The following is a 15,498-nucleotide window of genomic DNA, read 5'->3' as shown; positions in this document are numbered from 1 at the left end:
ATGGGTCACATGGATGCACACGGCCCCTCCTCTGCTGCCGCGTCTCCCAGTTCCCCGGGGGCTGCGACGCTGGACGAGCTCGACCGTCTGCGCACCGCCCTGGCCCTCAGCCAGGCCCGCGAGGCCGAGCTGACGGCGCAGTTGCAGGCCCAGGAACAGCTGGTGCAGGGCCTGAGCCGCCATGTGCCCGGCGGGCTGATGATGCTGGACCGCCTGCCCGACGGCCACCGTCGCATCCCCTATGCCAGCGATGGCCTGTTCACCCTCTTCGATCTGGACCCCGCCCTGCGGCAGGATCCCGACGCGCTCTTCCTGGCGCTGGTGCACCGCTTGCATCCCGATCACCGCGGCATCCTCCAGCAATGGGAAGCTGCCGCGGCCGGCGGGGCCCCCGTGTTGAGCGGCGACTTCCAGATCGTCTGCGCCAACGGCGAGGAGCGCTGGATCGCCATGCAGCTGGGCATTCAGCTCAACGACAAGGGGCACCGCATCTGGTACGGCATGCTGCAGGACGTCACAGTGCGCCAGCAGATGGCGCACCGCCTGCTTGAGCGCGATGCCCTGCTCAAGAGCCTGGGGCGTAACCTGCCTGGCGTGCTCTACAAGATGTGGGCCCCCCCGCAAGGCGCCCCCCAACTGCAGTACGTCAGTGCCCAGGTCAAGCAGTTGTACGAACTGCCTGTGGACATCCGGCCCGACGACTGGTCGGCTCATTACCGGTACATTCACCCGGACGACATCGACATGGTGCGCCGCCTGACGAGCGCCCTGGGTCTCGACACCGGCAAACCCATTTCCTACGAGTACCGGGTGCTGCTGCCCAGCAAGGGGCTGCGCTGGCTGGGCGGACAAGCGATGCCCATGCCCGAGGCCGATGGCAGCGTGTCCTGGTATGGCTACACGGCCGACATCACCGAGCAGAAGCTCTATGCCGACGCGGTGATCTCGGCCGAGGCCGCCGAGCGGGCCAACCGCGCCAAGAGCGAATTCCTCTCACGCATGAGTCACGAGCTGCGCACCCCGCTCAATGCCGTGATCGGTTTTGCGCAGCTGCTGCAGATGGACCGCAGCACCGAGTTCGGCGAGACCCAGCGCGGCCATGTGCGCCTGATCGAGAAAGCCGGCCAGCACCTGCTGTCGGTGCTGGGCGATGTGCTCGATCTCTCCCGCATCGAAGCGGGCAGCCTGCCCTTGAGCATCACCGCGCAAGACAGCGCGCACGTGGTCGATGACGCCCTGCACCTGGTCTCCGACCTGGCCCGACGCCACCGCGTCACGCTGCGCGCCGACGGCATGAGCCCCCACCTCACGGTGCAGGCCGACCGGGTGCGTCTGCGTCAGGTGCTGGTCAACCTGCTGGTCAATGCCATCAAGTACAACCGCCCGGGTGGCGAGGTGGCCCTGAGCAGCTGGCAAGACGGCGACCGCATCCTGCTGGAGGTGCGAGACTCGGGCATCGGGATGGACCCCACGCAGTTGGCCCACCTGTTCGAGCCCTTCAACCGCCTCGGGGCCGAGCGCACCGGCATTGAGGGCACCGGTATCGGACTGGTGATCGTGCAGCGCCTGGTGACCCTGATGCAGGGCCAGATCGAGGCCCGCAGCGTGCCCGGTCAGGGCAGCTGCTTTCAGATCTGGCTGCCGGCCGCCTCGGACACACCCATCGACTCTGGCGCCATGCCGCTGGACGACGCCCCCACAACCCCTGCCACGGACGCCCCCATGACCGCCACCATCCTCTATGCCGAAGACAACGAGGTGAACGTGCTGCTGGTGCAAGAGGTGATCCGCATGCGGCCCCAATGGCAACTGCACGTGGGCCGCAGCGGTGCCCAGGCCTTGGCGCTCGCCCAGGCCCACCCTCCTGACCTGATGCTGGTGGACATGCACCTGGGCGACATGACGGGCTTCGATCTGGCCGATGCCCTGGACCGGGACGGCCGCCTGCGCATGGTGCCCCGCGTGGCGCTGTCGGCCGATGCCATGCCGGACCGCATCCATGCGGCCGAGACCCGCGGCTTCAAGGCCTACCTGACCAAACCGCTGGACGTGATGGCCTTGCTGCGCTGCCTGGACGAATGCCTGCCCTCAGGCTTGCACGCCGGCTGAGACGGGGGCGCCGGCGGCGGTTTGCGCCACACGGGCCACCACCTCGTGGGCGAAGGTCACGAAGGCCTGCGCGCCCTTGCTGGCCGGATCGAACACCACACCCGGTACGCCATAGCTGGGCGCCTCGGCCAGGCGCACATTGCGCGGGATCACGGTGTCGAACACCTTGTCGCCAAAGTGCCCCTTGAGCTGCTCGCTGACCTGCTGCTGCAGCGTGATGCGCGGGTCGAACATCACGCGCAACAAACCGATGAGCTGCAGCTCGCGGTTGAGGTTGGCGTGTACCTGCTTGACGGTGTTGACCAGGTCGGTGAGCCCTTCCAGGGCGAAGTACTCGCACTGCATGGGCACGATCACGCCGTGGGCGCACGTCAAGCCATTGAGGGTGAGCAGGCTCAGCGACGGCGGGCAGTCGATCAGCACAAAGTCGTAATCGGCCGCAGCCGCCTCCAGGGCGGTCTTGAGGCGCCGGTCGCGCCGCTCCAGCGTCACCAGCTCGATCTCGGCGCCGGCCAGCTCGCGGTTGGCACCGAGCACGTCATACCCCCCCTTGGGGCTGCGCACCCGCGCCTCGGCAATCGTCGCGTCTTCCAGCAGAACATCGTAGACGCTGTGGGTCAGGGTCCGCTTGTCCACGCCTGAGCCCATGGTGGCGTTACCCTGCGGATCCAGGTCGATGATCAGCACCCGCTGACCGATCTGGGCCAGGCCCGCGGCAAGGTTGACGGTGGTGGTGGTCTTGCCCACCCCGCCCTTTTGGTTGGCAATGCAGAAGATGTGCGGCATGGGGGCATTATCCCCGCTGCACGGCCGCTGCGCTCACCGAGGTGAAGGCCGAACGGCCTTCTTCGGCTTCGGTTTCGCGTCTGGCTTCGCGGCCTTCTGGGTGGACGCCTTGGTGGATGTCTTGGTGGCCTTCGGCTTGACCGCCACCTTGGCCCCGGATGTCCCAGTCACCTTCGGCGCGGGACGCCGCGATGTTTCACGTGAAACACGCCGCTCACGTGAGTTCTTGTTCGATGCGGTCGGTGACGCGCTGCGCGTGGCACGGCGCGGCGTGTCGACCGAGCGGGCCGCGTCCCGGCCCCCATCACGGGCCTCGGACTGGGGCGCACGAGACCCGGTCTTGGGCTTGGGCCCCATGACCTTGCGGGAAGGTGCCTCGCTCACGCGCGACGCCCGCGCCGACGAAGGCTGAGCAGGCCGTCCAGCCTGCCGCAAGGATTGTGGTGCGCCCTGCGCTGCCGTCACCTTCTGTTGGGCCTGGCCTTTGGGCACCGTCTGCGGGGACTGGGTCTGCGCACGGCTGCGCCCCTCCAAACGCGCCGCCGAGGACGACCGTGCGCGCGTGACACCGACCTGGGGGTAGACCTGGGCGATCGCTTTGCCTGCCGACTTGTCCAGCTTCTGGGTCGACGCCTTGCGTGGCATCTTCGGTGGCGTCTGGCTCGTGCTCGATGGATGGGCGTATGCGTCAGCCGCCCGGCGGCTGCCCTGGGGGGCCGGCGCAGTCGCCTCGGCCTGGCGCACGCGACGCGCCGGGGTCAGGGCCACCGACGGCTTCGTCGCGGTGGTCTGGGTCGAACCCGTCTTGGGAGGCGTGGCCTGGGCGTCACTCACGCCCCGCTCGCGCCGAGGGTGCGCGTCCGGGCTTGCCGCCGGGAGGGCCACCGATTTCTGCGACGCACGCGATGGCGCCGACGCACCAGGGCGAGAAGCTGCGGCGAGCGGGACGGGCGCCGAAATGGGCGCCGGGATCACAGCTCGGCGACCTGGCGCCACCGCGCTGGCAGGCGCGCCGCCGGGCCTCTGGTCAGGCACGGCCGACACGCCGGGTAACTCGTACAAAAGCTCCCCTCGATCCCCTGGCGGAGCGGCCACCTCACGGGCCTGACTGACCCCCGCCGCCGCCACCATGCCCGGCGACAGCAGGGCCGCACCGCTCAGCAGCAGGGTCGCACCCAGGCCCCAGCACACACACTTCATGCCGCCTCCTGCACCCCATCCACCGGCTTCATCCACACCAGGCAGCGCTCCGCATCCAGGCCGGGCACCTGCATCGGTTCCACGTGAAACACCGACACCTCAGCGGGCAACTCGGCCAACTCTTCATCGGGCGCCTTGCCCTTCATGGCCATCCACACCGCCCCCTCGGCGAGCAGGCTGCGGGTCAGACCGACGAAGTCGGGCAGCGAGGCAAACGCACGCGAGGTGATCAGGTCGTAGCGGCCTTGCAGTTGCTCGACCCGGGCATGTTCGGCTTTCAGGTTCGGCAGGCGCAACTCGGCCGCCACCTGACGGATGAAGGCCGCCTTCTTGCCCACGGTGTCCACGCAGGTGACCTGCACCTGAGGGCAGCAGATGGCCAGGACCACGCCGGGCAAACCGCCCCCACTGCCGACGTCCAGCAAACGTGGCGGCGTCTCACGGGCCAGCAAGCCTGCGCCCTGCAGGTGACGCATCAAGGGCGCCAGCACCCGCAGGCAGTCGCTCAGGTGGTGGCTGAGCATTTCGGGCGCATCGCGCAAGGCCGTGAGGTTGAAGGTGCTGTTCCAGTGCGCCAGCATGACCATGTAGGCCGCCAACTGCCGTTGCTGCCCCTCGCTCAGGGTTGCGCTCAAGCTCTGGTCCAGCACCTCCGAGGGCAACTGCGCCAGTACGGGTGGCAGGGCCTCCAGCCACTGGGCCTCGCTCCACACCACCGTGGGGCGTGCCGGAACGGGGCGCTTGAGTGGCGCCGCCTTGCGCGCGGGCGCGCTCACCTTGCCCCCGCGCAGTTCGTAGCCGGTCAGCACGCTGTGATCCACCGCACCAGGGCGATGCCCCCTGCCACCGCCCCCACCAGACTTGCCACCCGGGCCCCGTTTGTTCATTGCCATCACTGTGTCCTCTGCCCTGCCGCCGCGCAGATGTGCGCGTGCAGCCGGGCCATTCAAGTTCTGTTCACATCACCCAGGCGGCCACGGCCCCTGCTCCCGCCATCCAGACCGGGTCCTTTTCAGGCCTCTGGCGCCGCGGACGCGCCCTGCCCCTCGGTGGTCGCGAAGCCTTTGAAACGCCCCTTTTTCAGGTGAATCAGCAGCAGCGACACCGCCGCTGGCGTGATGCCCGAAATGCGGGACGCCTGCCCCAAGGTCTCCGGGCGATGCTTGCTCAAGGTCTGACGCGCCTCAAAACTCAGGGCCGACACCTGCAGGTAATCCAGGTCTGCCGGCAGTTTCAGGTTCTCGTAGTAGGACGCCCGCTCGACCTCGTCATTCTGCTTGTCGATGTAGCCGGCGTACTTGATGCTGATCTCCACCTGCTCGATCACCGCATCCGCCAGGGCATCGCCCAGTTCGGCACGCAGGGTCGCACGGGTCGGTGTTTCACGTGGAACACTCCCCCCCCCCTCGGTCGAGGCGGTCTTGCCCGCGTCGGCCCGCAGCTCGGCATGGCGCGTGGCGGCGATGGCCCCCGCCTCATTGATCTGGTCGTAACTCACGCCCGGGCGACGCAACAGGTCACCCAGGTTGTACTCGCGCTCCAGCGCCTTGCCCAGCAGACGCTCGGCATCGGCCGCGGGCAGCGTCGCCGGACGCACCCAGGTGGCTTTCAGGCGCGCTGTTTCACGTGAAACAGCATCGCGCTTGCGGTTGAAGGCGGCCCAGCGCACGTCGTCCACCAGGCCCAGCTCGCGACCGATCTCCGTCAGGCGCATGTCGGCGTTGTCCTCACGCAGCTGCAGGCGGAACTCGGCCCGGCTGGTGAACATGCGGTAAGGCTCGGTCACCCCCTTGGTGATCAGGTCGTCCACCAGCACACCCAGGTAGGCCTGATCACGGCGCGGCGTCCAAGCGTCGCGACCTTGGGCCTGCAAGGCAGCGTTCAGGCCCGCGAACAGACCCTGCGCCGCCGCCTCTTCGTAGCCGGTGGTGCCGTTGATCTGGCCGGCAAAGAACAGCCCCTGGATGGCCTTGGTCTCGAAGCTGGACTTCAGCTCGCGCGGGTCGAAATAGTCGTACTCGATCGCGTAGCCGGGGCGCAGGATGTAGGCGTTCTCCAGGCCCGGCATGGTGCGCAACGCGTTGAGCTGGATGTCAAAGGGCAGCGAGGTGCTGATGCCGTTCGGGTAGAACTCGTTGGTCGTCAGGCCCTCAGGCTCCAGAAAGATCTGGTGCGAGTCCTTGTCCGCAAAACGGTTGATCTTGTCTTCAATGGACGGGCAGTAACGCGGCCCCACCCCCTCGATCACCCCGGTGAACATCGGGCTGCGGTCGAAGCCCGAGCGGATGATGTCGTGGGTGCGGGTGTTGGTGTGGGTGATCCAGCAGGGCAGCTGTCTGGGGTGCTGCGTGGGCGAGCCCAGAAAGCTGAACACCGGCACATCCGGCCCGCTGGACGCCGACTCACCCCATTGGCCCACCAGCGGCACACCGTCGCCGGGCTGTTCGGTCAGCTTGCTGAAGTCGATGCTGCGGCCGTCGATGCGCGGCGGGGTGCCGGTTTTCAGGCGCCCCTGCGGCAGCTTCAGCTCCTTCAGGCGTGCCGACAGCGACACCGCGGGCGGATCCCCCGCGCGACCCGCGCTGTAGTTGTTCAGGCCCACGTGGATCTTGCCGTCCAGGAAGGTGCCCGCCGTCAGCACCACAGTGCGGGCCTTGAAGCGGATGCCCACCTGGGTCACGGCGCCCACCACACGGTCGCCCTCCACCATCAGGTCATCCACCGCCTGCTGGAACAGCCACAGATTGGGCTGGTTCTCCAGGCGCTGGCGGATGGCCGCCTTGTAAAGAATGCGATCGGCCTGCGCCCGGGTGGCACGCACCGCCGGCCCCTTGCTGGCATTGAGGATGCGGAACTGGATGCCACTCTCGTCGGTGGCGGCGCCCATGGCCCCGCCCAGCGCGTCCACTTCCTTGACGAGGTGCCCTTTGCCGATGCCGCCGATCGACGGGTTGCAGCTCATCTGCCCCAGCGTCTCAATGTTGTGGGTCAGCAGCAAGGTGGCGCAGCCCATGCGGGCAGCCGCCAACGCGGCCTCGGTACCGGCGTGGCCGCCGCCGACCACGATGACATCAAATTCTTGGGGATAAAGCATGGGCTGCGCCTCGGGAAATCTGCCTCTTTTTTGGGCAACCTTCCATTGTACCGAGGCGCCCCACTCTTGAGGGCATTCCCGCTCCAAGCCGCTTCAAAGTCCACGGTTTTGTGGCCCCACGGCCGCGCAACGAACCGCACTGAGTCCTTTGCTGTTTCACGTGAAACACCGCCATCACCGGGCCGGCCCGACGCCCTGCGACAATCACGGTATGAACTGCCGCCCCGGTTGCGCCGCCTGCTGCATCGCGCCCTCCATCAGCTCCCCCCTGCCCGGCCTGCCACACGGCAAGCCTGCCGGCGTGCCCTGCCCGCATCTGGATGCCGAGCTGCGCTGCCGCCTCTTCGGCCAGCCCGATCGCCCAGCCGTTTGCGGCTCCCTGCAGCCCTCGGCCGAGATGTGCGGCGACGCGCGCGAGCAGGCCCTGCGCTGGCTCACCGCATTGGAAATGGCGACGCGCTGAACACCGTTTCCGGCCCGTTGTCTTCCTCGGGAGGCACGCGGCCATCGAGCAGCCACTCCGGTGGCACACCGGCCGGCTGCCCGGTCAAGGCGGTCATGTGCGCACGCAAGGCCTCGGTCGTCAGACCTTGCCCATGCGGGGCCCAACCCGGCGGGCCAAACAGATAGCCCACCAGGTCGCGCGGGCCGCGCACCTTGGGCAGGTCTTTCGCCATCGCCCACCACTCAGCCAGGCAGATCTTCAAGGCGCTGTTGGACAGCTGAGGCTTGACCAGGCCATAGCGGATCGGCACCCCATCCTGCTCGGGCACATAGGTGCCGAACAAACGATCGAACAGCATGATGGTGCCGCCATAGTTGCAATCCAGGTACTCGACGTTGGCCGCATGGTGCACCCGGTGGGCCGACGGCGTGTTCAGCACGCCCTCCATCCAGCCCAGCTTGCCGATCAGGTCGGTGTGGATCCAGAACTGGTAGACCAGATTGACCACATAGGACAGCAGCACCGCATCGGGCGAAAAGCCCAGCAGGCACTGCGGCGCAAAGAACACGAACCCCCCGGAGACCTTGCCGGTGATCGACTGGCGAAAGGCCGCCGCCAGGTTGTACTGGTTGCCGGTGTGATGCACCTGGTGCGAGGCCCAGTACCAGCGCACCCGGTGCCCCGTGCGGTGCAGCCAGTAATAAAAAAACTCGGTGCAAAAGAACATCGCCCCCCAGCCCCAGGCGGTGTCCATGGGCACCGTCCACAGGCGATGCTCATACATCCACGCGCCAAACGGCAAGGCCACCCCCAGCACCGCCCCCATCGGCAGCGACTCGACCACCGCGCGCCACAGGTTGATGCGCACCGTGGTCCAGAAAGCCGCCCAGTCGTAAGGCTCACCGCCACGGCGGCGACTGATCAGGACCCCCTCCACGGTGATGATGCCCAGCGCGGCCAGGCCCACGGCCACCATCGCCATCTGGATCAGGGTGAGTTGTTCGAACATGGGGCACCGCCTCGCGCGCGTGAAAGGTCGCGCCACGATAAGCCGCCCCTCTCCCCCCGTCCCGAGGGGAAGCCCTGCTGAAGTGCGTTAAACCCCGAGAATGAGGGGCTCAGTCCTGCGCCCGCACGTACAGCCAGTGGCCGTTCTCGCGCACAAAGGTACTGACCTCATGCAGGCGGTGCGCCCGCCCGCCCAGCTTGCTGCGCGCCACAAACTCGACCACCCCATGATCGGCATCGGTCTGTCCGGCGCGGCGCACGTCCAACCCCAGCCACTGCAGCCCCGGCTCCGGGGCCTCGATCTCGGCGGGCCGGGTCTCGGGATGCCAGGTTGCCAGCAGATAGGGCCGCAGGTCTTTGACAAAGGCGCTGTAACGCGAGCGCATCAGCGACTCCGGGTCGGGCGCCTGCAGCGCCAGTGGGCCGGCGTGATAGCGGCCGCAGCAATCGGCATAGGCAGCCGGGCGGCCACAGGGGCAGGCCTCGGCCAGAGGAGGGGCAACAGATCGGTGACGCATGAGGGGCACAATCATGACATGCACACCCCGTCCCCTTCGCCTGCGGGCGCCCCTTTTGCGGGTTCGCCCTTCGATCTGCACGGCCGCGTGGCCCTGGTCACAGGTGCCGGTCGCGGCCTGGGTCTGGCCATGGCCCAGGCGCTGGCTCAGGCCGGCGCCACCGTCTGGCTCAACGGCCGTGACCCGGCTGCGCTGAACGCCGCCGCCCAGTCCCTGCGCAGCCCCCGCGTGCACGCCCTGCCTTTCGACCTCCAGGACGACGCGGCCCGCGCCGCCGCCCTGCAGCACCTGTGGGCCCAGTCCGGCCGCCTCGACATCCTGGTCAACAACGTGGGCCAGCGCGACCGCCGCGCGCTCGACGCCTTTGCCCTCGACGACATCCGCCGCCTGCTTGACATCAACCTGGTCGCCCCGCTGGCCCTGTCGCGTGAGGCCGCGCGGCTCATGGCCGACTGCGGGGCCTGCCGCCAGGGCAGCGCCCGCATCGTCAACATCACCTCGATTGCCGGCCCCATTGCCCGCGCCGGGGATGTGGCTTACACCGTCGCCAAAGGCGGCCTGGACGCCGCCACCCGCGCGCTGGCGGCCGAACTGGGCCCGCGCGGCATCACCGTCAACGCCGTGGCCCCCGGCTACTTCGCCACCGAAGCCAACGCCGAGATGGTGGCCGATGCCGACGTGGCCAACTGGCTGTCACGGCGCACCTCGCTGGGCCGCTGGGGGCAGCCCGCCGAAATCGCCGGGGCCGTGGTCTTTCTGGCCAGTGCCGCCGCCAGTTATGTCACCGGCCAGACCCTGGCGGTGGACGGCGGCTACCTGTCACACTTCTGAGGCACCTCTGGCCGGCTCATCCAGCCCAGCTTGCAGCGCCAGGTAAATCTCGCACACCCCGCGCAGGTAGACCAGGGTCGGCAACACCAGCGCGATGGCAAACACCACGCCCCCGCCCACCGTGGCCGCCGAGATGTAGCTCAAGGCCTCGGCAGGCACCTGCACCGCGCTGCCCACCTGCACCGTGCGGCCCACCAACCCCGCCATGAACGCCTGCGGCGGGATGTCCACCCCCAGGATCCACACCGACACCTCGGCCATGATGCGGCCGCCCAGCAACACCACCAGGCTGATCGCCGCCCCGACCACCGCCGTGACCACGCTCAAGGCCCCGGCCAGCACGGTCGCCTGCAGCAGACGCACACGGATCAGACGGCCCACCCGGCGCACCGCCTGCCACGACGACGCCCCGGCCCACACCGTCGGCCCGGTCAGGGGCGCCACCACCGCCGCGCCAGCCATGAAGGCCAGCCCGATGACGATGACGGTCAAGGGCACCACCACCACGAACAACCAGGGCCCGATCCCCGGCAGGCTGCACAGCCAGTACAGACCCAGGAGCAGCGCCGCCCCCCCGACACCGACGCCGCCCAGCACCAACAGGGCCAGCAAGGTGCGGTGACCGATGCCCAGCGCATCCTCCAGCGCGTCGCCCACCTCGCGGGGCACGCGCCCCATCGCCCGGTCCATCAGCAGCAAACCGGCCGCCTGGGCCCCGTAAAAGGCCACAAACAGGGCCGCAGCGCCCTGCCCGATGGCCCAGGTCAGCTCGTTGCGCCCCAGTGAGGCCCGAGCCGAAGCCAGCGCCAGCCCCGCGCCGACAAAGGCCGCCAACAGCACATACAAGGCCCGGCCATCGCGAACGGCCTCGACGCTGGCCAGCACCCGACCCAGGCTGCCCCACCAGTCAAACCCGCGCCGACGCGGCGCAGGCGCCTCCACCTGTGCAATGACATTCACATCCTTGAGGCAGTCCGACATGCTGAACCCAGGTAAAAGAGGACAAAAACACGGGCGCAATGCCCAAATATCTGGCGATGATAGGGGCTCACCCTAGGGCCGCACTGAGGGCCAGGCGCAACATTTTCGATCGCCGGTTGACACGCGCTGAAAAAAGAGGGTTGAAAACTCTAGAACTGTATGGCTGATTCACCCATAATGGATTCGTCTGTGTCTGGTAGCGGCACCGTCGTTGGAATAGGTCCGGATGGGTTGAAGCTCCACATGGTTACTTTGTTACTTTGAAAGGGGCTCTCTCGTGGGCAACAAACTTTACGTGGGCAATCTGGCCTATTCCGTGCGCGATCAAGATCTGCAAGACGCATTCTCCGAATACGGCGCCGTGTCGTCGGCCAAGGTCATGATGGACCGTGAAACCGGCCGCTCCAAGGGCTTTGGTTTCGTTGAAATGAGCAACGACGCTGAAGCGCAAGCTGCCATCAACGGCCTGAACGGTCAGCCCGTGGCCGGTCGTGCGATCGTCGTGAACGAAGCCCGTCCTCGTGAAGAGCGTCCTGCTGGCTTCCGCAGCCCCTACGGTGGCAGCGGCGGTGGCGGCGGCCGTGAAGGTGGTGGCGGCGGCTACGGCGGCGGTCGCTCCGGTGGCGGCGGCTACGGTGGTGGCGGCCGTGAAGGCGGCGGCGGTGGCTACGGTGGTGGCGGTCGCTCCGGTGGCGGCGGCTACGGCGGTGGTGGCCGTGGCAATGGCGGCGGCTACGGCGGCGGCTACTGATCTGTGTCTCAGCCCTGTGTGACCTGTCTCACTGACGGTTGACACACAAACTGATACACCCAGCAAAAAGGCGATACCTCCCGGTGTCGCCTTTTTTCATGGGCTGCGCGTTATAAAAGCACCAGCCCTCGGGACGGCGGTGGCATATGGCCCCACCTCCGAGGATTCCGCCGACGCCACCCGGCATCGGCCTCTTTGCAGGATCCCTTCATGTCGCAACAACCCCGCTCCCTGCTGGCCTCCCTGGCGGCGGCAGCCGCCTTGGCCTCCACCCTGGTGTTGACCGCGCCCGCACAGGCCGCCGATGTCGGCGTGAGCATCAGCGTGAACCAGCCCGGCTTCTACGGTCGTGTGGACATCGGTGACCAGCGACCCGTGCTGATCTACCCGCAGCCCGTCATCATCCACCAAGGCGCCTACAGCTCACGTCAACGCCCCATCTACATGCGCGTGCCGCCGGGCCACTACAAGCAGTGGAGCCGTTACTGCGATCGGTACAACGCCTGCAACCAGCCGGTGTACTTCGTCAATGGCGGCCGGCCTCACCCCAACGCCTATGCTCCCACCCCGCGGCATGACGATCACCGCATGTACCAGCGCGATGACCGCCGTGATGACCGTTGGGACGACCGTCGTGATCGCCGTGACGACCGACGCGATGACCGGGGTCATCCCGGCAAGGGGCGTGACAAGGACCACGGTCATGGTCATGGTCACGGCCATCGTTGAAGCCTGAGCGCTGACCGCGCTCGGCCACGACGGCGCTCGGGATGGGGCTCAAACCCCGTCACGGCGCCGTTTTTTGCGATGCCGCTGTGACCCGACCAAGGCGTCGAACCAGCTGCGTGGCAGCCAGCGCAACACCGTCGCCACCACGCCCATCTGCCAGGGGATGACGCGCCAGCGCTCTCCGGCCGCAATCGAGCGGAACGCCCGCTCGGCAAAGGCCTCGGGCGTCATCAGAAAAGGCATGGGGTAGTCGTTCTCGCGCGTCAACGGCGTGTCGATGTAGCCCGGTGCCAGCGTGACCACGCGCACGCCATGGGGGCGCAGCTCGCCCCTCAGGGTTTCACACAGTTGCACCACCGCCCCCTTGGCCGCGCAGTAGCCCGCATGGCCCGGCAAGCCCCGCACCGACGCCACACTGGCGATGCCCACCAGGGTGCCGCGCTGGCGGGTGCGCATGCCGTCGATGAAGGGCTGGAAGGTGGCGGCCAAGCCGATCACATTGGTGTCGAACAGGTCGCGCAGCACCGCCAGGTCTTCGGCCAGGCTGAGGTCCACCCCCACGCTGATGCCGGCATTGGCGATCACCACCTCGGGCAGCCCCTGCGTCTGCAGACAGGCGCGCGCGGCCTCGGCCACCTCGGCCTCGCGGCGCACATCGGCCTCGTACACCGCCCACCGGCTCACGGGCCACCCTTGTGCCGTGGCCCACTCGCGCATCACGGCGCCACGGCGCGCCACCAGCGCGAGGCGCCAGCCCGCCTGGGCATAACGCTGGGCCAGGGCCTGCCCGATGCCGCTGGACGCCCCGGTGATAAACACCAACGGCGCCTCACCTTGAGCGGGAGTCAGCACTCTCACCGGCCCGGCACCTGGTACTGCCCGGTCACCCGCCCGCCCAGCAAGGTCACGCCGGTGCGTTCCTCGTGGCGCAGGGTCTGGCCGCGCACCACATTGCCATCCTGGCTCAAGGTGACCGGCTGCTGCGAGCTGACGATGCGCTCGCGCGTGTCCACGCTGAGCGTCTCGCCCTGAAAGCGCACCGGCCCGCCAGGCTTGCCCACCGCCGGCGTGGCCACCACCAGCGCCCCGCCCCGCAAGGTGACGACCTCGGCGCTCTGGTCTGCCTCGCCCTGGCGGGCCGTGGCGCGCAGGCCCTGGCCCTGTTCATCGCGGCCCAGCAACAGCACCTCGTCGATCACGAGGCGGTCGGGCACCGGGTAGTGGCGCATCACCTGGCCATCGACCACGGCTTCCAGCCGGCCGCTGGCGTCAAACCGGGCGACACGGGCTTCCTGCAACTCGTAGTCGGGCGCCGACGAGACCTGGGCGGCGCGCGGCGGACCTTCGTCTTGCGGGGACGACTGCACCAGCCACCAGGTGAAGCCGGCCAGGCCGGCCGCGGCGAGCACCGGCAGGCTGGCCTGCGCCCGCTCCAGCACCAACCACCAACGCGGGTTCACGGTCGCGCTCCCGCGGCGGTGGTGTCCAGCGTTTCCAGGTGGCCCTGCAAGAGCGCGGCATAGCGGCCCGTGGCCCACAAGAGCAGGTCACAGCATTCGCGGGCCGCGCCCTGTCCACCGCACAAGGCGCTGACGTGGTGGGCAATGGCCTTGACCTCGGCATGCGCGTTGGCCGGCGCCACCGCCAAGCCGGCGCGCACCAGCAGGGGCAGGTCGGGCCAGTCATCGCCCATCACCGCCACCTCGGCCCAGCTCAGGCCGAGCTGAGCCAGCACCGGCTCGGCGGCGGCCAGCTTGTCATGTGCGCCGAACACGGCATGCACGAGCCCCAAGTCTTTCAAGCGGCGGCGCACTGCGGGTGAATCGCGCCCGGTGATGACGATGGGCGTGATCCCGCCTTGCGCCAGCAACTTGAGCCCATGACCGTCCAGCGCGTGGAAAGCCTTGAGGGTCTCGCCCGCTTCCGAGATGTAGAGCGTGCCATCGGTCAGCACCCCGTCCACATCGAAAATGGCCGCACGGATGGGCCGCGCCTGCTGTCGCAGGCAGGCCGGAAAACTCAGGGTGGGCACCAGGGCTTGCATCAGATCACCTTCGCGCGCATCAGGTCATTGGTGCTGACGGCCCCCACCAGCGCGCCCGCGGCATCCACCACCAGCAAGGTGTTGATGCGGCGCGCCTCCATCAGGGCCACGGCCTCGGCGGCCAGCACATCCTGACGGATGGTCAAGGGCGAGGGGGTCATCAGCTCGCGCGCGGTGGCGCTGCGCAGCTCCACCCCGGCTTCGATCTTGCGACGCAGGTCGCCGTCGGTGAACACGCCCAGCACGGCGCCATCGGCCGTCACCACGGCGGTGGCACCCAGGCCCTTGGCGCTCATCTCGCGCATCACGTCGCCAAACGGGGCCTCGGGGGCCACGCGGGGCACGGCCTCGCCGCTGCGCATCACGTCGGTCAGGTGGGTCAGCAACTTGCGGCCCAGCGAGCCGCCCGGGTGCGAGCGGGCAAAGTCTTCGGCCTTGAAGCCGCGCGCGTCCAGCAGCACCACCGCCAGCGCATCACCGAGCGCCATCTGCGCCGTGGTGCTGGCCGTGGGCGCAAGGTTGAGCGGGCAGGCCTCCTGGGCCACCGCGCTGTCGAGCACGATGTCGGCATGGCGGGCCAGCGAGGAGCTGCGCTTGCCGGTCATCGCCAGCAGGGTCACGCCCTGGCGCTTGAGCACGGGCAGCAGGCCGGTGAGCTCTTCGCTTTCGCCGGAATTGGAGATCGCCAGCACGACGTCACCGGGCTGGACCATGCCCAGGTCGCCATGGTGGGCCTCTGCGGGGTGCACGAACATCGCGGGCGTGCCGGTCGAGGCGAGCGTGGCCGTGATCTTGCGGCCCACATGGCCGCTCTTGCCCATGCCCATCACCACGACGCGGCCCTGGCAGCTCAGCATCGCCTGCACCGCACGGGCGAACGCGCCGCCAGCGTCCCCCAGCAGGCGCTCGGCCAAGCCGTGAATCGCACGCGCTTCGATGTCGAGGGCCTGGCGGGCCAGCGTCACGATGGCGTCTTGAGAGAGGGAAGTGGCAGACATGGCA

The 15,498-nt window shown here is 68.5% G+C and carries 16 protein-coding genes; 5 read left to right on the top strand and 11 right to left on the bottom strand.

Annotation, left to right across the window (positions count from 1 at the left end; genetic code table 11):
• Positions 1 to 9: 9 nt before the first annotated feature.
• Positions 10 to 2,109: a hybrid sensor histidine kinase/response regulator gene (locus tag AC3WW4_RS01465; RefSeq protein WP_488826616.1), complete on the top strand. Its 2,100-nt coding sequence runs from the start codon at positions 10 to 12 to the stop codon at positions 2,107 to 2,109.
• On the opposite strand, the gene AC3WW4_RS01460 is transcribed toward AC3WW4_RS01465, so the two are convergent.
• The 4 genes from AC3WW4_RS01460 to mnmG form a co-directional block, all read right to left on the bottom strand.
• Positions 2,089 to 2,895: a ParA family protein gene (locus tag AC3WW4_RS01460; protein ID WP_488826615.1), complete on the bottom strand. Its 807-nt coding sequence runs from the start codon at positions 2,893 to 2,895 to the stop codon at positions 2,089 to 2,091. The two genes, AC3WW4_RS01465 and AC3WW4_RS01460, sit on opposite strands and share 21 nt — an antisense overlap.
• Positions 2,896 to 2,928: 33 nt before the next feature.
• Positions 2,929 to 4,095: a hypothetical protein gene (locus AC3WW4_RS01455; protein ID WP_488826614.1), complete on the bottom strand. Its 1,167-nt coding sequence runs from the start codon at positions 4,093 to 4,095 to the stop codon at positions 2,929 to 2,931.
• Positions 4,092 to 4,766 (bottom strand): 16S rRNA (guanine(527)-N(7))-methyltransferase RsmG, encoded by a 675-nt coding sequence (gene rsmG, locus AC3WW4_RS01450; RefSeq protein ID WP_488829674.1) that lies wholly within the window; start codon positions 4,764 to 4,766, stop codon positions 4,092 to 4,094. Before rsmG ends, AC3WW4_RS01455 begins: the two co-directional genes overlap by 4 nt.
• Positions 4,767 to 5,107: 341 nt before the next feature.
• Positions 5,108 to 7,189 carry a tRNA uridine-5-carboxymethylaminomethyl(34) synthesis enzyme MnmG gene (mnmG, locus tag AC3WW4_RS01445; protein ID WP_488826613.1) on the bottom strand — a complete coding sequence of 694 codons (2,082 nt, stop codon included), beginning with the start codon at positions 7,187 to 7,189 and terminating at the stop codon, positions 5,108 to 5,110.
• A 211-nt stretch (positions 7,190 to 7,400) separates the two neighbouring features.
• Here mnmG and AC3WW4_RS01440 point away from each other — a divergent pair, with 211 nt between their 5' ends.
• Complete coding sequence (locus AC3WW4_RS01440) at positions 7,401 to 7,652, top strand: YkgJ family cysteine cluster protein (protein WP_488826612.1); 252 nt, start codon at positions 7,401 to 7,403, stop codon at positions 7,650 to 7,652.
• Here AC3WW4_RS01440 and AC3WW4_RS01435 read toward each other — a convergent pair.
• Both AC3WW4_RS01435 and AC3WW4_RS01430 read right to left on the bottom strand, forming a co-directional pair.
• Positions 7,624 to 8,643 carry a sterol desaturase family protein gene (locus AC3WW4_RS01435; protein WP_488826611.1) on the bottom strand — a complete coding sequence of 340 codons (1,020 nt, stop codon included), beginning with the start codon at positions 8,641 to 8,643 and terminating at the stop codon, positions 7,624 to 7,626. The two genes, AC3WW4_RS01440 and AC3WW4_RS01435, sit on opposite strands and share 29 nt — an antisense overlap.
• Positions 8,644 to 8,752: 109 nt before the next feature.
• Positions 8,753 to 9,160, bottom strand: coding sequence for a YchJ family protein (locus AC3WW4_RS01430; protein ID WP_488826610.1), 408 nt, complete (start codon positions 9,158 to 9,160; stop codon positions 8,753 to 8,755).
• An 18-nt stretch (positions 9,161 to 9,178) separates the two neighbouring features.
• Between AC3WW4_RS01430 and AC3WW4_RS01425 the strand changes: the two genes are divergently transcribed.
• Positions 9,179 to 9,991: an SDR family oxidoreductase gene (locus AC3WW4_RS01425; protein ID WP_488826609.1), complete on the top strand. Its 813-nt coding sequence runs from the start codon at positions 9,179 to 9,181 to the stop codon at positions 9,989 to 9,991.
• On the opposite strand, the gene AC3WW4_RS01420 is transcribed toward AC3WW4_RS01425, so the two are convergent.
• Complete coding sequence (locus AC3WW4_RS01420) at positions 9,980 to 10,972, bottom strand: hypothetical protein (RefSeq protein ID WP_488826608.1); 993 nt, start codon at positions 10,970 to 10,972, stop codon at positions 9,980 to 9,982. The genes AC3WW4_RS01425 and AC3WW4_RS01420 overlap by 12 nt on opposite strands.
• 277 nt (positions 10,973 to 11,249) lie before the next feature.
• Between AC3WW4_RS01420 and rbp the strand changes: the two genes are divergently transcribed.
• Positions 11,250 to 11,723, top strand: a complete 474-nt coding sequence (rbp, locus tag AC3WW4_RS01415; protein ID WP_488826607.1) for an RNA-binding regulator — start codon at positions 11,250 to 11,252, stop codon at positions 11,721 to 11,723.
• A gap of 210 nt (positions 11,724 to 11,933) precedes the next feature.
• Positions 11,934 to 12,452 carry a hypothetical protein gene (locus AC3WW4_RS01410; RefSeq protein ID WP_488826606.1) on the top strand — a complete coding sequence of 173 codons (519 nt, stop codon included), beginning with the start codon at positions 11,934 to 11,936 and terminating at the stop codon, positions 12,450 to 12,452.
• A 48-nt stretch (positions 12,453 to 12,500) separates the two neighbouring features.
• On the opposite strand, the gene AC3WW4_RS01405 is transcribed toward AC3WW4_RS01410, so the two are convergent.
• From AC3WW4_RS01405 to AC3WW4_RS01390, 4 genes are read right to left on the bottom strand one after another with little or no spacing between them, the layout of a single operon-like run.
• The gene (locus tag AC3WW4_RS01405; protein ID WP_488826605.1) at positions 12,501 to 13,274 is read right to left on the bottom strand and encodes an SDR family oxidoreductase; all 774 of its coding nucleotides are present in this window, start codon (positions 13,272 to 13,274) and stop codon (positions 12,501 to 12,503) included.
• A gap of 32 nt (positions 13,275 to 13,306) precedes the next feature.
• Positions 13,307 to 13,912, bottom strand: coding sequence for an LPS export ABC transporter periplasmic protein LptC (gene lptC / locus AC3WW4_RS01400; protein WP_488826604.1), 606 nt, complete (start codon positions 13,910 to 13,912; stop codon positions 13,307 to 13,309).
• The gene (locus AC3WW4_RS01395) at positions 13,909 to 14,496 is read right to left on the bottom strand and encodes a KdsC family phosphatase (protein WP_488826603.1); all 588 of its coding nucleotides are present in this window, start codon (positions 14,494 to 14,496) and stop codon (positions 13,909 to 13,911) included. The genes lptC and AC3WW4_RS01395 overlap by 4 nt, the downstream gene beginning before the upstream one ends.
• On the bottom strand, positions 14,496 to 15,494 hold the full coding sequence (locus AC3WW4_RS01390) for a KpsF/GutQ family sugar-phosphate isomerase (RefSeq protein ID WP_488826602.1): 999 nt from the start codon (positions 15,492 to 15,494) through the stop codon (positions 14,496 to 14,498). The genes AC3WW4_RS01395 and AC3WW4_RS01390 overlap by 1 nt, the downstream gene beginning before the upstream one ends.
• Positions 15,495 to 15,498: the final 4 nt, after the last annotated feature.

It is taken from the genome of Aquabacterium sp. TM01 (assembly GCF_057808345.1).
Note: the sequence above shows the minus strand (reverse complement) of the source record. Positions and strands in the feature narration are given on the sequence as shown.